General features: G+C 35.7%; 20 protein-coding genes and 3 pseudogenes. 17 read left to right on the top strand and 6 right to left on the bottom strand.

Translation table 11 applies throughout. The features are described from left to right. Nucleotides 1–226: 226 nt before the first annotated feature. From MVE64_RS11010 to MVE64_RS10990, 5 genes are all read left to right on the top strand, one after another. A complete protein-coding gene (locus tag MVE64_RS11010; RefSeq protein WP_247346425.1) occupies nt 227–1,120 on the top strand; it encodes a helix-turn-helix domain-containing protein in 894 nt (297 codons plus the stop codon). 155 nt (nt 1,121–1,275) lie between these two features. Then, nucleotides 1,276–1,431, top strand: coding sequence for a hypothetical protein (locus MVE64_RS11005; RefSeq protein ID WP_247346423.1), 156 nt, complete (start codon nt 1,276–1,278; stop codon nt 1,429–1,431). Nucleotides 1,432–1,685: 254 nt separating this feature from the next. Continuing rightward, nucleotides 1,686–1,847, top strand: coding sequence for a hypothetical protein (locus MVE64_RS11000; protein WP_247346421.1), 162 nt, complete (start codon nt 1,686–1,688; stop codon nt 1,845–1,847). Nucleotides 1,848–1,862: 15 nt separating this feature from the next. After that, nucleotides 1,863–2,036, top strand: coding sequence for a hypothetical protein (locus tag MVE64_RS10995; RefSeq protein ID WP_162987489.1), 174 nt, complete (start codon nt 1,863–1,865; stop codon nt 2,034–2,036). A 43-nt stretch (nt 2,037–2,079) separates the two neighbouring features. Continuing rightward, entirely contained in the window at nt 2,080–4,359 is a 2,280-nt protein-coding gene (locus MVE64_RS10990) for an ATP-binding protein (protein WP_247346420.1), read from the top strand. 49 nt (nt 4,360–4,408) lie between these two features. On the opposite strand, the gene MVE64_RS10985 is transcribed toward MVE64_RS10990, so the two are convergent. Further along, nucleotides 4,409–5,038 carry a response regulator transcription factor gene (locus tag MVE64_RS10985; protein WP_247346418.1) on the bottom strand — a complete coding sequence of 210 codons (630 nt, stop codon included), beginning with the start codon at nt 5,036–5,038 and terminating at the stop codon, nt 4,409–4,411. A 359-nt stretch (nt 5,039–5,397) separates the two neighbouring features. On the opposite strand from MVE64_RS10985, the gene MVE64_RS10980 reads away from it, so the two are divergent. From MVE64_RS10980 to melA, 5 genes and pseudogenes are all read left to right on the top strand, one after another. After that, nucleotides 5,398–6,423, top strand: a complete 1,026-nt coding sequence (locus tag MVE64_RS10980; RefSeq protein WP_247346416.1) for a LacI family DNA-binding transcriptional regulator — start codon at nt 5,398–5,400, stop codon at nt 6,421–6,423. Nucleotides 6,424–6,679: 256 nt separating this feature from the next. After that, a pseudogene (locus MVE64_RS10975) lies at nt 6,680–7,944 on the top strand (ABC transporter substrate-binding protein). Between the two features lie 92 nt (nt 7,945–8,036). Then, nucleotides 8,037–8,964, top strand: a pseudogene (locus tag MVE64_RS10970) (carbohydrate ABC transporter permease). Further along, a complete protein-coding gene (locus MVE64_RS10965) occupies nt 8,964–9,791 on the top strand; it encodes a carbohydrate ABC transporter permease (RefSeq protein ID WP_247346415.1) in 828 nt (275 codons plus the stop codon). The pseudogene MVE64_RS10970 and the gene MVE64_RS10965 overlap by 1 nt, the downstream one beginning before the upstream one ends. A 28-nt stretch (nt 9,792–9,819) precedes the next feature. Further along, a pseudogene (melA, locus tag MVE64_RS10960) lies at nt 9,820–11,137 on the top strand (alpha-galactosidase). Between the two features lie 180 nt (nt 11,138–11,317). Here the strand turns inward: melA and MVE64_RS10955 are convergent. Beyond that, the gene (locus MVE64_RS10955) at nt 11,318–11,503 is read right to left on the bottom strand and encodes a Spo0E family sporulation regulatory protein-aspartic acid phosphatase (protein WP_247346413.1); all 186 of its coding nucleotides are present in this window, start codon (nt 11,501–11,503) and stop codon (nt 11,318–11,320) included. Between the two features lie 224 nt (nt 11,504–11,727). Here MVE64_RS10955 and MVE64_RS10950 point away from each other — a divergent pair, with 224 nt between their 5' ends. Continuing rightward, the gene (locus MVE64_RS10950; RefSeq protein WP_247346411.1) at nt 11,728–12,567 is read left to right on the top strand and encodes a class I SAM-dependent methyltransferase; all 840 of its coding nucleotides are present in this window, start codon (nt 11,728–11,730) and stop codon (nt 12,565–12,567) included. Between the two features lie 133 nt (nt 12,568–12,700). Continuing rightward, nucleotides 12,701–14,407: a methyl-accepting chemotaxis protein gene (locus MVE64_RS10945; RefSeq protein ID WP_247346409.1), complete on the top strand. Its 1,707-nt coding sequence runs from the start codon at nt 12,701–12,703 to the stop codon at nt 14,405–14,407. 163 nt (nt 14,408–14,570) lie between these two features. Here the strand turns inward: MVE64_RS10945 and MVE64_RS10940 are convergent, their stop codons facing one another. Continuing rightward, on the bottom strand, nt 14,571–14,834 hold the full coding sequence (locus MVE64_RS10940; RefSeq protein ID WP_247346407.1) for a DUF3006 domain-containing protein: 264 nt from the start codon (nt 14,832–14,834) through the stop codon (nt 14,571–14,573). Nucleotides 14,835–14,874: 40 nt separating this feature from the next. Further along, entirely contained in the window at nt 14,875–16,725 is a 1,851-nt protein-coding gene (locus tag MVE64_RS10935; protein WP_247346406.1) for an MBL fold metallo-hydrolase, read from the bottom strand. Between the two features lie 464 nt (nt 16,726–17,189). Here MVE64_RS10935 and MVE64_RS10930 point away from each other — a divergent pair, with 464 nt between their 5' ends. After that, nucleotides 17,190–18,125 (top strand): CAP domain-containing protein, encoded by a 936-nt coding sequence (locus MVE64_RS10930; protein ID WP_247346404.1) that lies wholly within the window; start codon nt 17,190–17,192, stop codon nt 18,123–18,125. Nucleotides 18,126–18,225: 100 nt separating this feature from the next. Here MVE64_RS10930 and MVE64_RS10925 read toward each other — a convergent pair whose 3' ends face one another. After that, nucleotides 18,226–18,390 carry an aspartyl-phosphate phosphatase Spo0E family protein gene (locus MVE64_RS10925; RefSeq protein WP_247346403.1) on the bottom strand — a complete coding sequence of 55 codons (165 nt, stop codon included), beginning with the start codon at nt 18,388–18,390 and terminating at the stop codon, nt 18,226–18,228. A gap of 272 nt (nt 18,391–18,662) precedes the next feature. Here MVE64_RS10925 and MVE64_RS10920 point away from each other — a divergent pair, with 272 nt between their 5' ends. The 3 genes from MVE64_RS10920 to MVE64_RS10910 all read left to right on the top strand — a co-directional run bounded on the left by MVE64_RS10920 (nt 18,663) and on the right by MVE64_RS10910 (nt 21,176). Further along, nucleotides 18,663–19,352, top strand: a complete 690-nt coding sequence (locus MVE64_RS10920; protein WP_247346402.1) for a hypothetical protein — start codon at nt 18,663–18,665, stop codon at nt 19,350–19,352. Continuing rightward, nucleotides 19,348–20,217, top strand: coding sequence for an N-acetylmuramoyl-L-alanine amidase family protein (locus MVE64_RS10915; RefSeq protein WP_345740832.1), 870 nt, complete (start codon nt 19,348–19,350; stop codon nt 20,215–20,217). The genes MVE64_RS10920 and MVE64_RS10915 overlap by 5 nt, the downstream gene beginning before the upstream one ends. Before the next feature lie 140 nt (nt 20,218–20,357). Further along, a complete protein-coding gene (locus tag MVE64_RS10910) occupies nt 20,358–21,176 on the top strand; it encodes a lamin tail domain-containing protein (RefSeq protein WP_247346400.1) in 819 nt (272 codons plus the stop codon). Between the two features lie 45 nt (nt 21,177–21,221). Here MVE64_RS10910 and MVE64_RS10905 read toward each other — a convergent pair whose 3' ends face one another. Continuing rightward, nucleotides 21,222–22,091, bottom strand: a complete 870-nt coding sequence (locus MVE64_RS10905; protein WP_247346399.1) for a hypothetical protein — start codon at nt 22,089–22,091, stop codon at nt 21,222–21,224. Between the two features lie 343 nt (nt 22,092–22,434). Between MVE64_RS10905 and MVE64_RS10900 the strand changes: the two genes are divergently transcribed. After that, complete coding sequence (locus tag MVE64_RS10900) at nt 22,435–22,641, top strand: hypothetical protein (RefSeq protein ID WP_247346398.1); 207 nt, start codon at nt 22,435–22,437, stop codon at nt 22,639–22,641. The last annotated feature ends 6 nt before the right edge of the window (nt 22,642–22,647 follow it).

Here is a 22,647-nt window from a genome sequence, read left to right as displayed (position 1 = left end):
TAGTAGAATCTGGTCAAAGAGGTTTAGAACGAATAACAAACCTTACAAAGGGTTAGATGTCATCAAAAAGCGATCGTCCTTACTATTTTAAAATATTTTATAATTATACGAATATTCTCTTTTATGTTAAAGATGGAAGAGAGTAACATAGAAGTATAGTTCACTTTCATGGTATGTTCTTTTTAATAGATATATTAATAAGATACTGAGCAGGGGGCGTGGAGGTATGTACGAAACTGTTGATATTGGTCGTGTCATTAAGGACTTAAGAAAGTCGCTGAATTTAAGTCAACAGCAATTAGCTGAGGGAATTTGTACTCAAGCTCAAATTAGTAAGATCGAAAATTCAAATGAAATCCCATCTTCCCTTATTTTATATAAAATATCACGTAAGCTTGGAGTTGATATGAATTATTTTTTTGAAATAGCAGAAACACCACGACTGGACTATGTCAGGGATGTTTATCAAATGATCAGATATTACATCCGTGAACGTGATTATCAGTCTGTTTATCATATTGTTCAAAAAGAAAAAGGAAACGCTCTGTTTCAAAACGTTGAGCATCAACAGTTTTTTACTTGGCATGAAGGAATTTGTCAACATTACCTGTTTAAAGATCTTCAGAGTGGAATAGATAAGCTGAAGCTGGCCCTTTCTATGACTTATAAAGAAGGGAATACACTTATGAAGGAAAGAGAAATTGAAATAGCTAATAGCCTGGCGATTTTCTATAAGGAGAAAGGAAAATATGAACAATCACTAGAGCTATATACAAAATTGCTTCAGAGCATGAAGTTTTTAGAAGAGATGAAGGATGAGACAATTTATCTGCGTATCTATTATGGTATCGGAAAAGCGTACACTGACTTGGGGGATTATCAAAAGTCTTTAGTTTTTTGTCAAAAAGGAATAAAAAAAGCATTAAGAATGGAAACATTGTATTTATTAGGAGAGCTATATTTTCAATGTGGCTCGAATTATTATCGTATGGGTGACGGTGATCATGGTTCTAGCTTTATCAAAAAGTCCATTACCATTTTCAGATTGCAAGGAAAAGAAGAAATGATTCATGCCGCTCAAAGGATTGAGGCTGGCTTCTTGGAAAAAGGCGCCTCCTAATCTAATAAAAATATTCCTATTATTATAATTTCGTATGTTTATGGTTCTAAAACAGAGTACAACATGGTGAAATAAAAGCTAGATGCCCATCATGCCCAAATCATGAAAGGTGAATTCCTATTATAATAGAAGAAACTAGTTAGGAGGTCATGTTTATGAAACGGTACTTTTTACATGTAGTTGTTGCAGTAGCACTTACGATTTCTAGTATTTCTTTATTTTCTGAGCCTCAGCAAGTATCAGCAGCTAAAATCGATACTTCAGCTTCGGTGAGTGGACCGAGTTATTCTGATTTACCAGATCAGCATTAATGGAAATGAATAGTAAAATGATGACTCCCGAATTTGAAGCCGGGAGTTTTTTTGATCTGAAGTGTAAGGGATGTGTTAAGAAGGATCAGAGGGTGTAAATATAAATGAGTAGAAATGCATATTGATTAATCTATCTTTCAACAATATACTTCCTGAAAATACCATTATAAACAACATATCTCCTAATTTTACAAAAAATTTATTTTCAATTACCTTACAATTTTAGTAAAATAGAAGTGTTAAAGGAGGGTATGATGATTCGATCAAACTATGAAATATCCGATATAGTAGCATACCTAATTGATCCTAAGAACAAAGAGGAGCTAGAACAAATACTTTTAAATCGCTCATGCCTACTTTTTGTAGATGAGATAGAACAAAAAGCAATAAAAGATGTACTTTTAGAAACCATATAAAAAGGAGAGATTCGAATGAATCCAACAGTTGAGCAAACAGTTAATTACTTAAGAAACAATGAGGTAGAAAAGCAAGCGGTTTTAGCAGGTACAGCGTCTTTAGTGAAAGTAACGAAGGAAGAGACTCTTCAGGTTATTAAAATGATTAAAGATCATAGTAAAGTGTCACTATCTAAATTCTGGATGTAATTATCATATGCTTTAGGGCATAAAGGAGTTATTTAGGAACAAAGTGAATAAAAGACAGTCAAGGGTGTTCTTCACCATTGCAGTAATAGTCTTCTTATCAATTGTAGCGTATACAACAGTTTTTATAACTATGCATCCTTATATCGGGGCTAGGGTTACAAACGATCCAGATAAACCAATTAAAATTGTTGAGTTAGAACCAGGCTCAATAGCGGAAGAATCTGGACTCAAACCGGGAGATATAATACTTTCAGTCAATGGTGAAGATCCACATAATTATAAACTAGTAAATAAATATGAAAGAATTGAACAATCAGATCGAATAAGCGTCCTAAAAACAGATGGTGAAATAGAAGAATTTCAGTTTGATTATACGTTTGATTTGCAAACCGTATTTCAAATTATTGTACCATCTATTGTTGCTATTTTAGTGCTTTATGCATGTTTCCATATCTATAATACAACTGAAAATGGCTTGAATCGCCCTTCATTCTACCTCATTATTTTTCTACTGGATCTTTCAGTTGCATATTTTAGTGGTGGAGGATCTACTAGAGGAGATGTACTACTTAGAAATTTAAATCTTGTCACCTTTTTATCTGTTCCAGTATTATTCTTACAATTTATCTACCATTACTTTTCAGATATTGGAAAGGTGTGGTTTAGCAAATGGTGCTATAAGATAGGTTATCTTTTAGTTATCTTAAACGTTCTGATTGAACAAATGATATTTGTGGAATTTTCTTATCAGAAATCTATAAACTTATTGTCATTTTTTATCCTGTATGTAATTGCATTTATTGTAATGGTTTTAGGATTAAGACGTATAGATTATAGGGTGCAAAAATATCTAATTAAAGTGCTGCTTATTTCAAATATCATTGCTATTTCACCGTTTGTTATTTTTTATGTCATTCCATATGTATTGTTTAGGGTTTATATTTTTCCCCCGATTATATTAGCTGGATTCCTAATTATTATCCCAACAGCGTTAGTTTATCAATTTTTAGCTGACAAAATCCATGATATTGATTTTGTTATTGGGCGAGTACGTTATTACTTTCTTATAGGATTAATTCCTGGTTTGCTTAGTATTTCTGTTGTTGCAATGACAAAAGGTAATAACCCTATATTATATTCAATAAGGTTATTTGTATTTTTTATATTTATCTATATGCTAACGTTTTACTATAAGGAAATACTAGACAGCAAATTAAACCGTTTTTCTGAAAAGAAAAATTATCAACAGAGTATTTTTCGCTATACAGAAAGTCTAAGGAATGCAAATAATATTAGTCAGGTAATGGATGAACTTAAGAAAACAATACTAGATATCACACTAGTTAGTGATATTTACCATGTTGAAATTGGCAAGGATTCAGGGATACTAAGTGAGATTAATCCGGATATTCTTGAATATGAAGATGAAATTAAGAAATGTAATAGGTCGGTTGGGCAGATTATTGAAGTGAATAGAGGATTCATTATCAATGTAGGTGAAGTGGATAAAAACTTCTACTTACTTGTATGTACTTCCAAAATAAACACACCGATCTTAACAAGAGACGAACTATCTTATCTAAAAACCCTTGCTTATTACACGCATGTAACGCTTGAGAACTTTTTAAAGATTGAAAACCTCATGTCATATCTTGAAAACCTAGAGCATTCAAAGGAAGAATCGAATCCAATTTGGCTAAACCGAGTACTTTATAAACTAGAAGAAAAACAAAGATCAGAGGTTGCGAAGGACCTTCATGATTCAGTTTTGCAAGACTTGCTTTCTTTCCAAAAGAATTTTGAAAGAGCGAGTGAATGGTATATAAGTGGTAATGATGTAAGTATTGATGAGATAAACAAAATGATGAATCACATCACAAAGGTCATTAAGACTACTAGAGAAACATGTTATGAATTAAGGCCGAATGTTTTATATGATCTAGGGTTAAAAAAGGGATTGGAAAAGTTAATTTATCAACATGAAGAAAACCATCAAATGACGGTTAACTTAAATATTAACAACCTTAAGGAACCTGACGATCTAGATGTGCAATTAAATATCTATCGAATTGTTCAAGAGTTGTTAAACAACGCGGCTAAGCATTCTGAGGCTTCACATATTAACCTTATCCTAGTTAATATTAAAGAGGTATTGGTTATTCATTATGAAGACAATGGAATTGGTGCTGGAATGGATACAGTTTTCTCCAAAGAAAGCAGCATGGGATTATCGGGTATTCGTGAAAGAGTTGCGCTGTTAAACGGAACAATGAAGATTGATACGAACCCTGGTGATGGATTTAAAGTTATCATTGAAATATAAAAAGATAACCTGCACTTGCCATAAGACAAGGATAGGTTATCTTTTTTATTTATAACAATCCTTCAGATTTTGCGATTAAAACCGCCTCTGCTCGTGACGATACATTCAATTTATTGAATATCTCAGTAATGGAATACTCTACTGTTCGTTTACTCACGTAGATTTTATCTGCAATCTCCTGATTCGTTAGACCTTCTCCTAATAATTCTAGGATTTTCCGCTCTCGCTCCGTGTAGCCGACTTTCTCTCTTGGTGGTTTTGCGGAAGTCTTTAACGATCTTTTGCAAAGTTCTAATGACATCACAATATCACCGTTAAGAACATGGTTAATATAAGTAATGATATTCTGTTTCGTCGTATTTTTATTTATTGCTCCGAAAATCCCATTTTTAACAGCCTCTACAAAATAATCCTCAATATCATATCCCGTGTAAATAATGATTTTGCAATCAGGCTGGTCCTTCAGAATGAGTTTAGACACTTCAATTCCGTTTTGATCCAAACCTAAATTAATATCCATTAAAATAACATCGTACTTTGCATAATCTTTGTCCTTAATCAAATCAATAGAAAAAGGGGGCGACAAAGTATCAACAAAAATGTCATCACACGTTTCTAATATAGCCTTCGTTCCTTCAGTTACTGCGATATGATCATCAACAACTAATACATTAACCACTGGAAATCACCCTCGTTCCTAAGCTCTTTTTTAAGTATACAATAAATTTACGGACAAGGGGACAGGTACCTTGTCCCACTGATTTAACTAAAAATCCCAAAAGATAGTAGGAGGATAGGGCTTGTTCCTTATTCCGTCGAAGGAAATATTTCAGTAAAAGTTTCCTTGTGATTATAAAAAAATTGATATATTACGATATTTATATCAACGGATAAGAGAAAATCAATTGTTTTTTAGTGAAAAAAGTATTGAAAACGCTTAAGATAGTTGGTAAACTTTATCTAACAAAGGAAATATTTAGTGAAAATAACAGTAAACAATCAGTAAAAGTTTATTAGATAACTAGTGAGGTAGTCAAAATGGCAACGATAAAAGAAATAGCAGCTAAAGCAAATGTGGCTAGTTCCACTGTTTCAAGAGTGTTAAATAATGATCCGAGTTTATCGGTAGCTGATGAAACAAGAGCACGCATCTTAGATATAGCTAAAGAGCTTGGATATACGACGTTAAAAGAAAGAAAAGGTACACAAAGTTCTTTTCCTGAAAAACAACCAAGAATAGGAATTTCATTTGTTCATACGTTAGAGGAAAAAATAGATGGAGTTGAAGACCCTTATTTTACCGCGATAAGAAAAGGGGTGGAAAATGAGTGCGCTAATCAGGGGATTTATGCAAACAAAATGATCAGAATGTCAGATGATGATAAAGCCTTTGATCACGAATTAGATGGACTGATTGTAGTAGGTGGAACTAGTATGGAGGTTCTTGAGAGTATTAGGAAAATAAAAAATGTTGTGTTTATCAATCATTGTCCTGACGAGGAAAATTTCGATTGTGTTGTGATTGATTTTGAAAAGGCAACCGAAAATGCTTTAACACATTTGTTTAACCAAGGATATAAGAAAATTGGATATCTTGGCGGAACAGAAAGAGATTACTTATCCGATCATAAAGTCGTTGTGAATAAACGATTTTCAACCTATAAGAAGATTCTTGAGTCAAAAGGAACGTTTTGTGAGGAGTATGTCGTCATTGGCGAGTACACTATGACTCAAGGGTACGACCTTATGAAGGAGTTCATCAAAAAAGGAAATTTACCTGAAGCTTTTTTCGTCGCATCAGATTCCATGGCAATCGGCGCGATGCATGCTTTACAAGAAGCTAATATAAAAGTACCAGAAGATCTGGCTATTGTAGGTTTTAATGATATTCAAATGGCACGATTTGCAAGTACTCCGTTAACTACTGTAAAAGTATATACAGAACAAATGGGAAGAGTTGGTGTTCAGTTGTTACTTGATAAAATGAATGGGAGAGAAATTCCTTTGAAGGTAACGGTTCCAACAAAGCTTACGGTACGTCAAAGCTGTGGTGCAAATCGATAAAATAATGAGCATTTAAAGGGGGTGGTTTTTTTTACGAGTAGTATTCGGTTTTCAAAAAATAAGAGATAAAAAGGAATAATGAATGTAAAAAATCCATTTGGCAGAATGAATTTTTTTAGGTAATATTCATCATCCTTTTTATCTCAAAGGCTCCCAAATTGGGAAAATAGTTAGACTTTCATTATAATCTAGCTTTTATCGAAAGAAAAGAAAAACAGACTGGTATTCTTTAGAAACGAAAAAGTGGGGGATAAGAATGAAAAAGTTGATAAGTATGATTGTTTTTGTAATCGCTTTCTCTGTATTCGCAGCTGGTTGTTCTAACAAAGGAGCATCTAATGAGGCAGAGGACGGAAAAGTAACATTATCTTTTTTCTTAACGTTGAGTAATGAAGGTGAAAAGAAAGCGGTTGAGAGTGTTGTTGCAGATTTTGAAGAGGAAAATCCTGATATTAAGATTGACTTGAACCTTCCTGGTGGAGGATATGAAGATATGCTTCGCGTAAAAATGGCGGCAAATGATATGCCGGATTTATTTGATACACACGGTTGGTCACAGCTTCGTTACGGTGAATATGTAGCAGATCAAAAAGACATGGATTGGGTACAAAACCTAGATCCAAATTTCTAGATAAAATTCTGAAAGATGACACTGGTAAAGTTTATGCTTTTCCTATTAATCAAGCAAAAGATGGCGTTAGTTTTAATGTGAATGTATTAGAAAAGTATGGTGTAGATCCTCCTAAAACAATCGATGAGTTTGTCAAAGCTTTAGAAACAATTAAAAAAGAAAGCAATGGAGAAGTAACACCTCTTTGGATTCCGGGTGGAGACAACTGGACGATTGGTCAAATTTATGATCAGCTTGCTACTCCTCTAGTTATTACAGATGAAAAAAATAGTCATGGAGATGCATTAGTGGATGGTTCATTTGATTGGTCGAACTATACACCACTACCGGAACTAATGAAGGAGCTTCAGGACAAAGGACTTATCAATGAAGACGTGCTTACAGCTAAACTTCAGCAGGCTACAGAATTAATGGCTCAAGATAAAATTGCTTTTACATTTGTAGCGGGATCACTAGGGCCTGATGCCACGGAATTAAATCCTGATGTGAAGGTTGGAACGATGCCTGTTCCTGCTTTCCATGAAGGAGATGAGCAAAGCTGGATTGGTGGGGAGCGCCACACCATTGCGATGTGGAAGGATACAAAGCACCCTGAAGAAGCGAAAAAGTTCATTGAATTTATGGCGCAGCCGGAAAACATTGAAAAAATGGCACAAGGAACATCTGCACCAGATGCTTTAACAAATGTAGATGCAGAAAACTACTTCTCAGAATACTACAAACAATATGAAGACATTGCTGTAGAGCCTTACTTCGATCGTGTTTATTTACCAAGTGGCATGTGGGATGTTATGGCTACTACTGGTCAAGAATTGTTTGCTGATACTCTAACACCTGAACAACTTTCGGAAAAAATGGGTGAAGAGTATACACGATTAAGAAATCAGTAACTTCGATGGAAGGGCTGAGGTGTTTTTTACAGGAGAAGGTGAATTTGCTTTCTCCTTAAAATACCACAAGTCTAAATGAGGAGTGGAAATAAATGAGCGAATTAGTAACAAATACTGAGAGATCAGTAGCGAACAAGCCAAAAAAGCTCAAGTTAAAAAAGCAATCATCACTATGGTGGATGTATCTTCCGAGTTTTGCCGTTGTTTTTCTGTTTATTCTCTATCCTTTTTTCAATGGAATTCAGCTTTCTTTTACAAATTGGAACGGATTTTCACAAGACTATGATTTTGTTGGCTTTGATCAATATAAGCGACTTTTTGCAGATCCTACAACATGGTTAGTTGTGAAAAATACGCTTTTATACGGAATCGGAAGTACAATTTTCCAGAATGCTTTGGGGCTTTTATATGCATTGCTGTTAAATCAAAGCATAAAAATGAAGGCTTTTACACGGACAATTATTTATTTACCGGTTATTATCACCGTTAATTATGGGATATATTTGGTACTTTTTCTTCGCTTTTCAAGGTGGAGCCCTTAATGATGCGTTGCAATTCTTTGGTTTTGAAAAAATTAATGCTTTAGGAAACCCTGAAATGAACACTTGGATCATCGTGTTTGTTAACACCTATCAATTCGTTGGGATCGCGATGATTATTTATTTAGCTGGATTACAAAGCATTTCAAAGGATTACTATGAAGCGGCACAAATTGATGGGGCATCTTCTTTTCAACAATTTAAAAACATCACATTGCCTATGTTAATGCCATCAATCACGATTAATGTAGTGTTAAATATTATCGGTGGATTGAAGCTATTTGATGTGATTGTTGCTTTAACAGGTGGCGGCCCAGGTAATGCATCACAATCAATGTCCACTTTTATGTATGATTTGTATTTTAAGAGACAGGATGCTGGGTATGCTGCGACACAAGGTGTGTTTATGGCATTTATCATTCTGATTTTGAGTTTATCAAATTTCCTCATTTACTTTAAGCGGAAGGAGATTGAAGCATAATGGAGCACCTTAATAAGAATAAAAAGCTGCTAACAGGTGTATCAATACTCGTTATGTTCATTCATATTATCCCCTTCTATATTATGGTGACAACTGCTTTAAAGGCTAAGGGGGATTTTAGTTCGAAATGGGTTTTTCCAAAGGAATTAAACTTTCAAAATTTCTCTGATGCCTGGACGATTGCGAATTTAGGTCCGTCGTTTGTGAATACAACGATTATTACCGTTTTCTCAGCTGCTTTGCTTATTTTCTTTGGCTCGATGGCAGCATATCCAATGGCGCGCCGTCAAACAACATTAAATAAGATTTTTTATTTCATCTTCATTGCGATTATGATTATTCCGCCACTAACGGCCTTGGTTCCGTTATATAAAATGGTTGTTAATATTGGAATGATGAATACGTATGAAGTAGCGATTTTAAACAATGTTGCGGCATTTATGCCACTAACGATCTTTTTATATGCAGGATTTATTCGTTCAACTGTTCCTAAAGAGTTGGAAGAAGCTGCAAAAATTGATGGAGCAAGTACACTTGGAACATTCTTTCGAATCGTGTTTCCGTTGCTTAAGCCTGTAACAGCTTCCGTGCTGATTATAGCTTGTGTTTTTATCTGGAATGACTATCAATTTGCTATTTTCTTTTTACAGGATAAGTCCATGCACACTGTAACTGTTTCACTAGCAAGCTTTTTTGGGCAAAATCAAAACAATCTAAACTTAGTAGCAGCTGCGGCGATATTAGCGATGCTGCCAATGACTTTACTGTTTTTATTTCTACAAAAATATTTTATTGCCGGTTTATCTTCTGGATCAGTGAAAGGCTAATTTTTTTATAAAAGAAAGGATGTTAAGGATGTCTAAAATTACATTTATCGGTGCTGGAAGTACAGTGTTTGCAAAAAATGTGTTAGGTGACTGTATGTTTGTTCCAGCTTTAGCGGGATTTGAATTCGCATTATTTGATATTGATGAACAACGATTAAAAGATTCAGAGAATATGCTTAACAATTTAAAGCAAAACTACAATAGCAACGTAACAATCAAGGCATACGGAGATCGCAAGGAAGCCTTGAGAGGTGCGAAGTATGTGATTAACGCAATTCAAGTGGGAGGATACAAGCCAAGTACAGTAATAGATTTTGAGATTCCTAAGAAATATGGGCTTACGTCAAACGATCGCTGATACGATCGGTATTGGCGGTATTTTTAGATCGTTACGCACAATTCCAGTTATGCTGGACTTTGCTAAGGATATGGAAGAGGTTTGTCCGGATGCGCTATTCCTGAACTATACAAATCCAATGGCAGCTTTAACTGGAGCAATGCTTCGCTACACGAATATCAAAACTGTAGGACTTTGCCATAGTGTACAGATTTGTACGGAGCATTTGTTCAGAGATTTGGGAATGGAGCATGAAGGTATTGAAGAAAGAATAGCCGGGATTAACCACATGGCGTGGTTACTTGAAGTAAAACGTGATGGAAAAGACTTATACCCGGAAATTAAGCGTCGTGCAAAGGAAAAGCAACAAGGGAAACATGATGATATGGTACGCTATGAATTAATGGATAAGTTCGGATATTATGTAACGGAATCTTCCGAGCATAATGCCGAATATCATCCATATTTCATTAAAAGTAAATACCCAGAGTTAATCGATCGATTCAATATTCCATTAGACGAATATCCACGTCGCTGTGTGGAACAAATTGAAAGATGGGAAACGATGAGAGAGGATATGGTTCATAATAGCCAGCTTACTCACACAAGATCCCACGAATACGGATCTCGAATCATCGAAGCTATGGAAACAAACAATCCATTTAAATTTGGTGGAAACGTCCTGAATACAGGCCGATTAATCAGTAACTTGCCTGAAAAAGCGGTCGTTGAAGTACCATGTGTAGTAGACAGAAGCGGCATAATGCCGACTTACATCGGAGACCTGCCAGAGCAATTAGCTGCCCTGAATAGAACAAACATTAACACACAACTACTAACAATTGAAGCAGCTATCACTGGAAAAAAAGAAGCACTCTACCAGGCAGCACTCCTTGACCCACACGCTGCTGCCGAACTATCCATGGACGACATCATCTCTATGTGTGACGACTTAATTGAAGCTCACGGACAGTGGTTGCCGCAGTTTTCGGGAGTGGGTGTGAAGTAGGGACAGGTACCTTGTCCCATGGGGTGGTGGTGCCTGTCACTTCCCGAAGTTTGTCGAATGCGAAAAATAGTGAGGGACAGGTCCTTTGTCCCACCAAAAAAAGGGTGTCCACGATTGGACACCCTTTTTAATGTTGAATGAGAAAATGGGACAAGGTGCCTGTCCCCCTATAAACTTTTTTTAATTTGCTTTAATACTTGTAGTTCGAAAATGTTTATCTAATTGTTTACTCTTGCCTATTGTTCTAGTACTGTTGAGGCCAAAGCTTTTAACAGTTTTCTTTAGTTCTTCTTGTAGTTCGCTAATTGATTTTTCTAGTTGTTTCTCTAGTAGTTCTAGAGTGTTGGATGTTAATGCAGTAACCAATCTCAGTCACTCCTGATAGGTATATTTACCTAATTATTTTACATTATTATGGTGAAAATGTGAATCAAAAGTTTCGGGAATTGAAATAAAATGATGACCTCTTACTGTTATTTAGCAGAGCCTATTCCTTAGTAATAAAGCCAATAATAACGATATAATAATAGTAGCTAAGATAAATATATACGTTGGAACAGTAGAAACAATAAACATATGCTGGAGGTCACATGAAAAATATAAAGAATAGGTTACTGAGTATTGAAGAAAAGTGGCAGGAAGGGATAAAAGACTGGCAAGGAAATCTGCCTGAGAGAATGGTAAATGATCAGAGTGAGGAGAATTTTTGGCAGGAGTTGCTAAAAAAGAAAGAGAATATCGGTAAACCAGATTCTTATGCTATAGAAATAATGAAGCATGTTTCAAGTTTAATAGATGATCAAGATGAACTACTAGAAATTGGACCAGGATGGGGAAATTATACATTTTCCTTTGCTGAAAGAGTAAAGAAGCTAGCACTTGTGGATAGTTCTTCAGCAATTCTTGATTTTTTAAAGGGAGAGTTACATAAACGAAATATGACGGACGTTGAGTTCATTCATGAAAAGTGGGAACATATAGAGCTAAATAAAAACTATGATGTGATCTTTGGATTCAATTGCTTTTATCGGATGTTTGAAATTAAAAAAGCATTGCTTCATATTCATAAACATGCGAAACGCTTAGCAATCGTTGGGATGACAACAGGCCCAATACAGCCACATTACCTAGAACTTCATGAACAATATGGTATTGAGGTGAAGTTTCCACGTAAAGATTATATTGATTTGCTCAATCTATTATATGAACTAGGAATTCATGCAGATTGTAAGATCATTCCTTTATCCAGAACACAGGTATATTCATCGTATGAAGAATGCTTAGAGAAAAATATGAGTAAAATTCTAACCAAAGATGTGGATCTATCATTGGTGGAGGATGTTCTAAGTAAATATATTGTGTGTGAGAATGGGAAGTTTATTTATAGGAATGAGTATAATGCGGCTTTGCTTAGCTGGAGACCTAGATAGGCAGTTGTGCCTGGCACTTCCTGGATTTTGTTGAAAGAAATCTCCCTTTTTGTCATTTTATCTGCGTAATGACTAAAGTGCTTTCAAAATTAACCGATAATAAAAGCAAAAGACTATTTTGGGGGCACTTAGGATGTTATTTAAACGATTTAAAAACCTTAAACTTGGTGTGAAGTATAATCTTGCACTTAGCATCTCGATTATCCTTTTCACGATTTCTGCATTTTTTATATACAATGAAATGCAAGAAATACAAGATCAATTATCTGCACTTGAGAGAAGATCAGAACGAGCAGTGAAAACAGCTGATATGGCGGGTATCTTTAGAGATAAAGATGGACGAATCGCGGATTATATTAATTCACCAGACGAAAAATTTGTTACTGACTTTGAAGAAAAAAGAGCACTATTTAATAGTCTTCAAGAAGAACTAAAAAGTTCAATTGATACTAAGAGAGAAGAAGAGCTTTTCACTTTTATTCAAAATAGTGATAACGAAATGAATAAAGTGTTTTTGGAAGAAATTGTTCCAGAAGTAGAAAGTGGGAGTACAGAAGGTCTTGATGCAAAAAGAAAGTTAACTCAGGCATTGAGTAATGAGGTAGTGGGTCATTTAGTAGAGCTAAAGGAAATGATTAACGAAGCCCGTGATAAAGCGATAGTTGCAACAGAGGCTAGTATTAAAGAGACGATCATAATCATCTTCAGTGCTATTCTCTTTAATATCATCATAGGAGTTATTATTGCATTTTTTGTAAACCGTCAGATTAAGCAAAAATTAAATAATGTTATCAATATGGCAACCGAGATCTCAAATGGAAATTTATTAGTAGAAGAAAGTGATTATGATAGTAAAGATGAAATTGGTCAACTTAGTGTGGCGATGAACTCTATGTTGATTAATTTAAGAGACATGATCAAGCAAATTTCTTCTGTTTCGGAAAATGTATCAGGACAAAGTTTAGTGCTAACTCAATCTTCAGCTGAAGTAAGAGAAGGAAGCAGCCAAGTGGCAGTCACGATGCAAGAATTATCAGCTGGTGCAGAAACCCAAGCGAATGATGCATCAGATTTGGCAGAAACAATGAGTGGCTTTGTAGATAAAATTAAAGAATCCAATTCTTTTGGAGAAACCATTGTGTTTTCTGCAGTTTCAGCACAAGGACTTACAGAGGAAGGCACTAGACTTATGGAATCTTCCATTAGTCAGATGGATAAAATCAATACAATTGTGAAAGAGTCTGTTGATAAAGTAAAACAACTAGATACTCAATCAAAGGAAATATCAAACTTAGTAGGCGTTATTCAATCCATTGCTGAACAAACAAATTTACTTGCTTTAAATGCAGCAATAGAGGCAGCTAGAGCAGGGGAGCATGGTAAGGGATTCGCTGTTGTAGCCAGTGAGGTTCGTAAGCTGGCTGAGCAAGTTACTTTATCTGTTTCTGATATAACTGGAATTGTGTCTAGCATTCAAAAGGAATCTAACAATGTTGTGTTGTCTTTAGAAGAAGGCTACAGTGAAGTGGAAAAAGGAACAAGTGATATTCAAACTACCGGTAAAACATTTGGAGAAATTCATCAGGCTATTACTGAAGTTGTTGATAAAATTCAAGGTGTTGCCATGAGATTAAGTGATATTGACATTGAATGTGGAAAAATGAACAACTCGATTTCAAATATAGCATCAATTTCAGAGGAATCAGCCGCAGGAATTGAGCAAACATCTGCTTCAATCCAGCAAACAAGCACTTCTATGGAAGAAATAGCCAGAAGTGCAGAAGGGCTATCGGAATTATCTGATGACCTAAATGGCTTGATTAAAAGATTTGAGGCTTAATAGGGACAGGCTTAATAGGGACAGGTTCATTGTCCCAAAGGTCGGGACAGAGGGACAGGTTCACTGTCCCATAGAAGAAGGGGTATCCAATGGATACCCCTTCTTTATCTTCAATATGGAGAATTCATCCTAGCACTATAATGGTGGGACAAGGTGCCTGTCCCTACGTCCCGCTTCTATTCTTATTGGCTAGTTTATTTAGTAACTCTTGAGCATTATTCTTAGCAGTACTTGTTTCGTCTTCCAGAACGTTTGCGAATAAAACAGACCCGTCACCAGTAAACTCAACCTCGAGAATACTACCTACTTCTATTCTATCCGGCAACTGATTGCGCGGTACATCAACCTGAACTGTTTCATCTGATCTTGAGAGCAAAACAGCCAAGTCCTTTTCAAAGCGGTCAATTGTGTAAACTTTGGATTTCACTAAAACACCCCATTAGTGGGACAAGGAACCTGTCCCCTTGTTAACGTTCTGTGTAAACTGTGATTTCCTGTCCGTCTGTTGTGATGATGATGTCGCCGCTTTGGAGTGTTGTGTAGAGTTCTACTCCATAGCTTGTTAGACGATCCATAACAGTTGGGGCAGGGTGTCCGTAGCTATTATCTCCCACAGAGACAGCGGCTATGATTGGATTAACTGCTTCTAGGAATGCTTGTGATGTTGATGTGTCAGAACCGTGGTGGCCAACCTTTAACACTTCTGAGTCGAGATTGTATCCTTCTGCCATCATTTCTGCTTCAATTTCAGCATCCGCATCACCAGTTAGTAAGAAATCTGATTCATCATATGAAACCTTCAAAACGACAGATGAATCGTTTGTATCACTGCTTTCTTCTAAAGAGTTTAAAACCTCAATCGTAACTGCAGAATCTACATTCAAAAATGAACCCTCTTGTGCAATTTCAAACGGAATATTCTTCTGATCGATAAGTGCCAAGTAATCCATATATGTTTGAGTTGTATGTGATTTACCTGAATCAACCACTTTTTTCACTTCAAATTGTTCTAAAACAGGAACCAGTCCACCGATATGGTCGGCGTCAGGGTGAGTGGCAACCATTAAATCAATCGTTTGGATTCCTAAGTCTGTAAGGTGTTGAATCAATTGATCTGCTTCAGATTCTTTACCACCGTCAATTAAAACTGTTTTACCGTTAGGAGTAACTAATAACGTACTGTCACCTTGTCCAACATCAATGAAATGAGCTTCAAAAAGTCCTGCATCTGAAAAATCTTGAGGATTTCTTAACTCTCCTTCAAAGCCTTCTAGATCTTCTTTAATAATAGAAGGAAGTGCTTTGTAGCCACCTGCATCCTTGATTTCATCTGCTCTATTTTTTAAACGATCTAATACTTTAAATTTCGAGTCAATTTCACTTGTTTGACCACTCTCAATTAAGTCAACGATCACGTACATTAAACGAAGCTGTGAAACCTCGTAGATCGTGCGTTCAACTGAGATTTTGGCTGGTGTAATATATTTTTCATTTAACGCTGTACGATTATTCGGACCTGAAACTTGTCCAATTTTTAATTCAGTGATGCGTAACTGCTTTGTAAATTGATCATAAAGGAAGTCAATTTCATAAATATCACCGCTATTTATTGCTTCATTATATGTTGCAAGTAAATGAGTAAGAAGATTTCCTTGGTGGTTAGCCTCAGAAGCACGTAATGATTTATTCACTCCACTTGGCAGCTGTTGATAGCCACCAGCATCTTTAATCTCATCAGCTCGATCCTTTAAACGCTCAAGCTTTTCTGTATTTGAAATAGCTTTTTCAATATTACCATTTGCAATATCTGCACTAATAACACTTAACAAACGGTACTGTGACACTTCATAAATTGTTCTTTCAATCGCAATTTTTGCAGGTCTTACATACTGCTCATTTAAGCTTGAGCGATTAGATGAACCAGATACCTTACCAATCTTTGACTCTACTAATTTTAATTGCTTCGTAAAAGCATCATATAGTCCATTTATCTTCGCAATATCTCCACTATTTATTGCCTGATGATAAGCTGATAATTTGGAATTGAGGACCTTACCATGATTTACAGCATCTTGGTAAGCTACATTGCTCGTATTTTTTGTAGATGTGTTTGTAGTTGGAGTAGTAACCTTAACAATCTCACCATTTCTGTGATAGTGATATTCACCGTTTTCTAGGCCGTACTGTGAACAGTTGGTACGACAAGTATGACCACCGTTCGAATCCAATCCACCTGGAGATGCATTTGTTACAACTGGAGCCATTAATAATGTTGTACCTAATAGTAGTGTGTTTACTAGTTTTCTCTTTAGTGTCAAAAGAATACCCCCTTAATTGATATCCATGGACTATGGTAAAGGAAATGAAACGGATTTTCCAGGGGGTTTTATTGGAAATGGGACGAAGGACCTGCGGGACAGAGGGACAGGTTCTGTGTCCCTGAAGGTCCAAAGGGACAGGTTCTCTGTCCCATGAGAACGGGACAAGGAACCTGTCCCTCGGTCCGGGGCAAGGGATCGGACCGCTTGTCCTGCGGATCCTATGTATGCGAATTTTGTCGACCGAATAACAGTTCTTTCTTAACTCCTAAAAAAGAATCTTAGTCCTTTAGGCCTTTCAACCCCTTTTTTATCTGATAAAAAAGTTGTGTTTTATACGCTAGAACCCTTGATATTACTGGGATTTAAGATTTACAGGTTGTAATTTTTCTAGACACATATATGACAATAATAGGATAATTGGATAGGTCAGGTATAAATGTAAAAAATAGGAGGATAAGTGAATGAGATTTTCGAAAATCGCATTTAGTTTGGTTTTAAGTGTAGTTCTAATTCTAACTCTTTACACTCCAGGTAAGGCTGAGGCATCATCAAAGGGAACTGCTGTTAATGCAGGGGAGTATCTTCTTTATTTGTTAAATGATTTTAATAAAAAAATTAACAGTGGCGAAATCTATGATATTGATGCACAGTACGATGCCCTGTCTAATCAAATTAAGAAAACAGAAAGAGCTATCGGAAGAGTATCTGGATCTAGTACACGTAAATCTTTACAAGCAAAATATGTAAGACCAGCAAAGGTTGCGAGAGAGCGTGTTATTTATGAAGTGTCTCAATTTCGCTTACTTAAGGGAATTGGGAAAAATGCAATCGCGAACAAGGTAAGCGTAGTAAATAGTGATTTACAGAAGCTTGATCGCTTAAAAAGAAGAGCAGTTGAAATTAAGAAAGCTGGTAATTATGCTGCAGTACCAGGATCAATCAATAAACAGTTGGAAAGTATTGAAGTACCTTTAAAAAATAATACGTTTGCGATTCCAGATCCATCGGTAAGCTTTACAATTAACAATTACGAGCTTGATGTGTTATTGCTAGTTAACATGGAACGCTACGAGTCGGGAATTAAACCATTACCAATACATAAAAAGCTAAGTGCAGTAGCAAGAAAGAAATCCAATGATATGTATGTAAGTAATTATTTTTCTCTTTATTCTTCAAAATATGGGTCAATTGAAGACCTATTAGAACGCTACGGCTTAACATCAGGCGGTGGAAGCTACGGTGTTAATATCGCCAAGAATTGGGGATCTGCACGTAAAACTGTATCAGAATTACTAAACAGCTCACAAAACAGAGAAATTTTACTCCAAAATGACATTAGTTACTCTGGTGTTGGCGTTGACCATGACCATGTAACAATCTTGCATATTGCAAACTAAGGCAAACTAAGGGACAGGTTCCTTGTCCCATTTGGGACAAAGAACCTGTCCCTGCGTCCCGCTTAGGGCAATTCTTATTTTAATTAAGAATTGCCCTATTTTATTTTTCCTTATAATAACGATATGTATTTAAAAGATAATCTAGCTCTTGACTATGTTTAAGAGTAGTTGGATGATTAAGCCCTTTATTCATTCCTGTAGAGACCATTTGTTTTCTTAAGATATAAATCCGTAATTTAAGAAAATAAATCTTTAACTTAATCATAGCTTTTCTCCTGTGTATCTAATTATTTTTTACTAGGAATATTTTACAGAATATTCCTAAAAATGTTAAGAGTTTTTGAGAGAAATATTTCATTTTCAAGACTCTTAACATAAAAATAATCTCCTAGGGGTTCGTTTTGTTAAAAATCGTTCAAAATACCTACCTAAAAACCTACACTTTTCTACAATTTTCATATAAAATTGTCCATTTTTCTAGTAAAATAAACACATTGGTATATTATTCTAATCACAGATTGAAAGGAGTTTGAAAGCGTGAAGAACCGACATATGATCACGGCTATGTTTCTTACAGTCTTGTTATGTGTAGTTGGGTACATTTCTCCATCAAATGTATCGGCGGCAACTTCATATTCTTCGGTAGAGAAATTAGTCAGTGAAGCGGAAGAAGATGCAGAAGCCTTAAAATCGTATTATAATCTTACTTCGTCAAAGCAAATTAACATTTCCTCCTCGTTTATGTCCGTTTATGACGAGTCAAAAGCTTCTATAAATGAGGCGCAAACAGCTATTTATAACTTAAGTGATTCTAGAAAAAGCGATTTACAAAAAAGATTAAATGCAGCTAATGTATATCGTCTTCGTGCTGCTTATTTAATTGATAGTGTAACAAACGGTGATACACTTCGTAAGTATATGCAACAGTTTGAGTCCGCTATTAATAAAGGACAAATCAGTGAGATTAATAGTCAATATGATAAGTATTCCACACAGTTAAAAAAGGTGGAAGCAACAATTGGTAAAGTGTACGGATCAACATCTCGCCGTATTCTTCTTGATTATTACATAACACCTGCAAAAGTTGCTAAGGAACGCGTTATTTACGAAGTTTCTCAATTTCGATTATTAAACAAAATCAATACGTACATTACTCAAGGGAAATTAACACAAGCAAATAGCAATTTTGCTGTTTTACAAAGGTTGAAAAATAGAGCAGTAAATTAAAAAAGCTGGTAATTATGCAAACGTACCAACCTCTATTACACAATCTTTACTTCAAACTGAACAAAAGCTGAAGAAAGATTATTCAGCTGGTGGAAACTCAGGTTCATCTCCAGTTGAAGCAGTAGTCACAGCTAGTGCGTTAAATGTTCGTTCAGAGCCGTCATTAGACTCAGATGTTGTCGGCAAGCTTTATAATGGAGATAGTGTAACAGTATATAAGTTTGTTGGTGATTGGGCACAAATTAAGGTGAATGGTACCGTTTGTTATGTACATAAAAACTATCTTGTTATCGGTTCTTCTCAAGAAACAGGAGACGCCTTGTTATCGGGTAAAGTAATTGGCATTGACCCTGGTCATGGTGGTAAGGATTCCGGTGCTGTAGGTTTTGGCCTTAAAGAAAAGGATATTGTGCTGGATGTTGGCTTAAAGGTACAGAAGTTGCTTGAAGCTGAGGGTGCAAAGGTCGTCATGACAAGAAAAGATGATACGTTCTTGGAACTGCAAGATCGGGCAAAGGTTGCAAATAATGCGAAAACTGATATCTTCATCAGCTTGCATATTAATGCTGCCACTAGCGAATCGGCTAATGGAACAGAAACATATTGGAACGGAAATTATGAAAGTGCTGCGAGTAAAAAGTTAGCAGAAAAAATCCAAACTAGATTAATAGAAAAGCTAGGTACTAGAAATCGCGGAGTAAAAGATGCTGGTTTCTATGTAATTAAGTATACGACTATGCCTAGCGTACTGGCTGAGCTTGGTTTTATTTCGAACGAAGCTGAAGCAGCTAGACTAAAAACGAGCCAATTCCGTGATAATGCAGCGGAAGCAATTTTATTGGGAGTTTTGGATTATTATAAGTAGACCATATGGAGAAGGGTACAAAAGGTTGTGCTCTTCTTTTTTCTGTACTTATCACTCTTAAATCTACTAAAATATGCTAAAAATTCATTTTTATGTTAGGATAATAAGGTAAAAATGTAATAGGATTTAAGGAGGATATTATGTTAAAGAAGTTTATTTTTATGCTGACCGTTGTGTTTATCACATGTACTGTAAGCACGACATATGCAAATACGGCAGCGAATCAAGCAAAAAGCAATGGTGAAAGATTATTAGAAAGGCTAGCAACTTTTGAGGAAACAATAGCTTCAGGTGAAATTAGGACAATTGATAGTCAATATGATGCACTATCAAATGAGATTAAAAAGACTGAGCTTTCAATTGGAAAAGTGTCAGGTAAATCAAATCGTGACTATTTAAATAATACATATGTTAAACCAGCCAAAATTGCAAGAGAGCGTGTTATTTATGAAGTTTCTCAGTATAGATTACTCTTGATTATTGAAAATCAAGTTTACGAAGATAATGTAGAGAAAGCTAAAGCAAACCTTGAAAAGTTGGAGAGATTAAAGAAACGTGCTGTAGAAATTAAGAAGGCTGGTGGATATGAAGCTCTTCCAGAAGCTGTTGATTTTGACTTAAGGTATACAGAAGACTATTTAGCAGGCATTATTACACCACGAGGCATTTATATTTCAGATGTTGACCTGGAGTGGGAGTCTGTTACTGTTATGAATGATACAAACGAAACAGTTGATATTTCAGGCTGGTACTTAATCAGTGAAGAAGGCAATCAACGCTATGATTTTCCAGAAGGCTCAACAATGGAAGCTGGCTACTACATAGCTGTCCTATCAGGTCCAGATGCTTATGATGGCGCTTATGAACAACTATGGACAACAAGCTATATGTGGAATAATAATGGAGATGCTGCATTGTTATATAATGCTGACGGTGAACTTGTTAGCGAATATAGATAAAATAGAAACCTGTTCCGCTACTGGAACAGGTTTCTTCTGCTTCTATTAATATAACGTAAACTCCACAGCCACATCATTACCTTCAAAATCAAGATAGTGTAAAGTAATCACGCCATTTTCAAAGAAGATTTCGCCTGTTCTGATTTCATCGCTATCGTCCCAAGAAAGGTCATATTCAAAGGTTGCTTTTGTTCCGTCAAAGCTTTTTAGTGTTGCCATGAAAACATCATCACCGTAAGTTGGTGACTGATAGCCTAACCAGAACCCATTTTCTACTTCTGGATCAGCACCTAGAATAAAATACTCGTTCGGGCTGCTGGAGTTTAAATAACCGTAAGTAGATAAAAGGTTAATTAATAGCTTTAATTGATCGCCATTTTTATAGGATTCAAAAATTTCTACTACTGTTTCTTCGTAATAGTCTAATGTTAAGGCAACTTCTTCAGGCAGCTGCTCATATCCGCCTGCTTCTTTAATTTCTACTGCACGTTTTTTAAGGCGCTCAAGATTTTGGAAAGCTGCTTCAGCTTCTGCAAATTGGTTGGAGCTTTGTAGTCCAAGAATAATATGTAGTAAGCGTAGCTGTGATACTTCATAAATCACTCTTTCTCTAGCAATTTTGGCTGGTGTTACATACTTTTCTAGTAAGGCACGGCGGTTTGTTTTTCCTGACACCTTACCAATTGCTCGTTCTGTCTTTTTGATCGCTGCTGAGTAGTCATCATAAGATAAGTCAATAAGTTCTAGGTTTCCAGCATCAATCGAGTCTTCAAACGATAAACGAAGTTCAGTTAAGACTTTTCCACTTTTGTCTGCGTCTTTGTAAGCGACACTAGTTGCAGCGGATGCTTGTGTTGTTACCCCAATGGTTAGAGCAATCACAAGAATAACAAATTTACTAAAGAAATTTTTCACGTGCTTTCCTCCCGGATAATGAATTGTTTTGTTACAACTCATTCATTATAACTGGAGAATTCGGCTAATTTTGTCGGAATTAGTCAATGGTGCCTAGCAAATTTTCTGAGTAGAAAGAGGTGGGAAGCAGGGGATTGCAACTATTCCTAGTTTCTTTGCGACTTTAGTTTTTCCTTTGCAACTTCTGGATAGTTTGCAATTTCAATGGGCATTTTTGCAACTTATCCAATTTTTTTTCATGTATAGAATTCTTACTCTCAATAAGGAGATCTGTATAGATCAACTAGTGAAGGGCTATTCTGTAGAAAAAACCTCTAACTTAGAGAAAAGGGATGAAAAAAACATGCGAATCTTCTCAAGATTTTTGTTTTACCTTAGCAGTATTTCAGGTGCTTTACTTCTTTCTGCGATCCTTTTAGATGTATTTATGTTTAAAGAAGAAGTGATGTTTGAGCTGAATGAATATCTTCAGTGCTTTGCTTTGATTTTTTTAGCTGTTGCTATTAAGTATACGATGATTCCGTACTACGACCGGAAAAAGGAGGGGTAGGCATAA

It is taken from the genome of Metabacillus endolithicus, assembly GCF_023078335.1.
In the GTDB taxonomy this organism is placed as follows: domain Bacteria; phylum Bacillota; class Bacilli; order Bacillales; family Bacillaceae; genus Metabacillus; species Metabacillus endolithicus.
The sequence above is the reverse complement of the archived record's forward strand: the minus strand, read 5'-3'. Positions and strand labels throughout refer to the sequence as shown.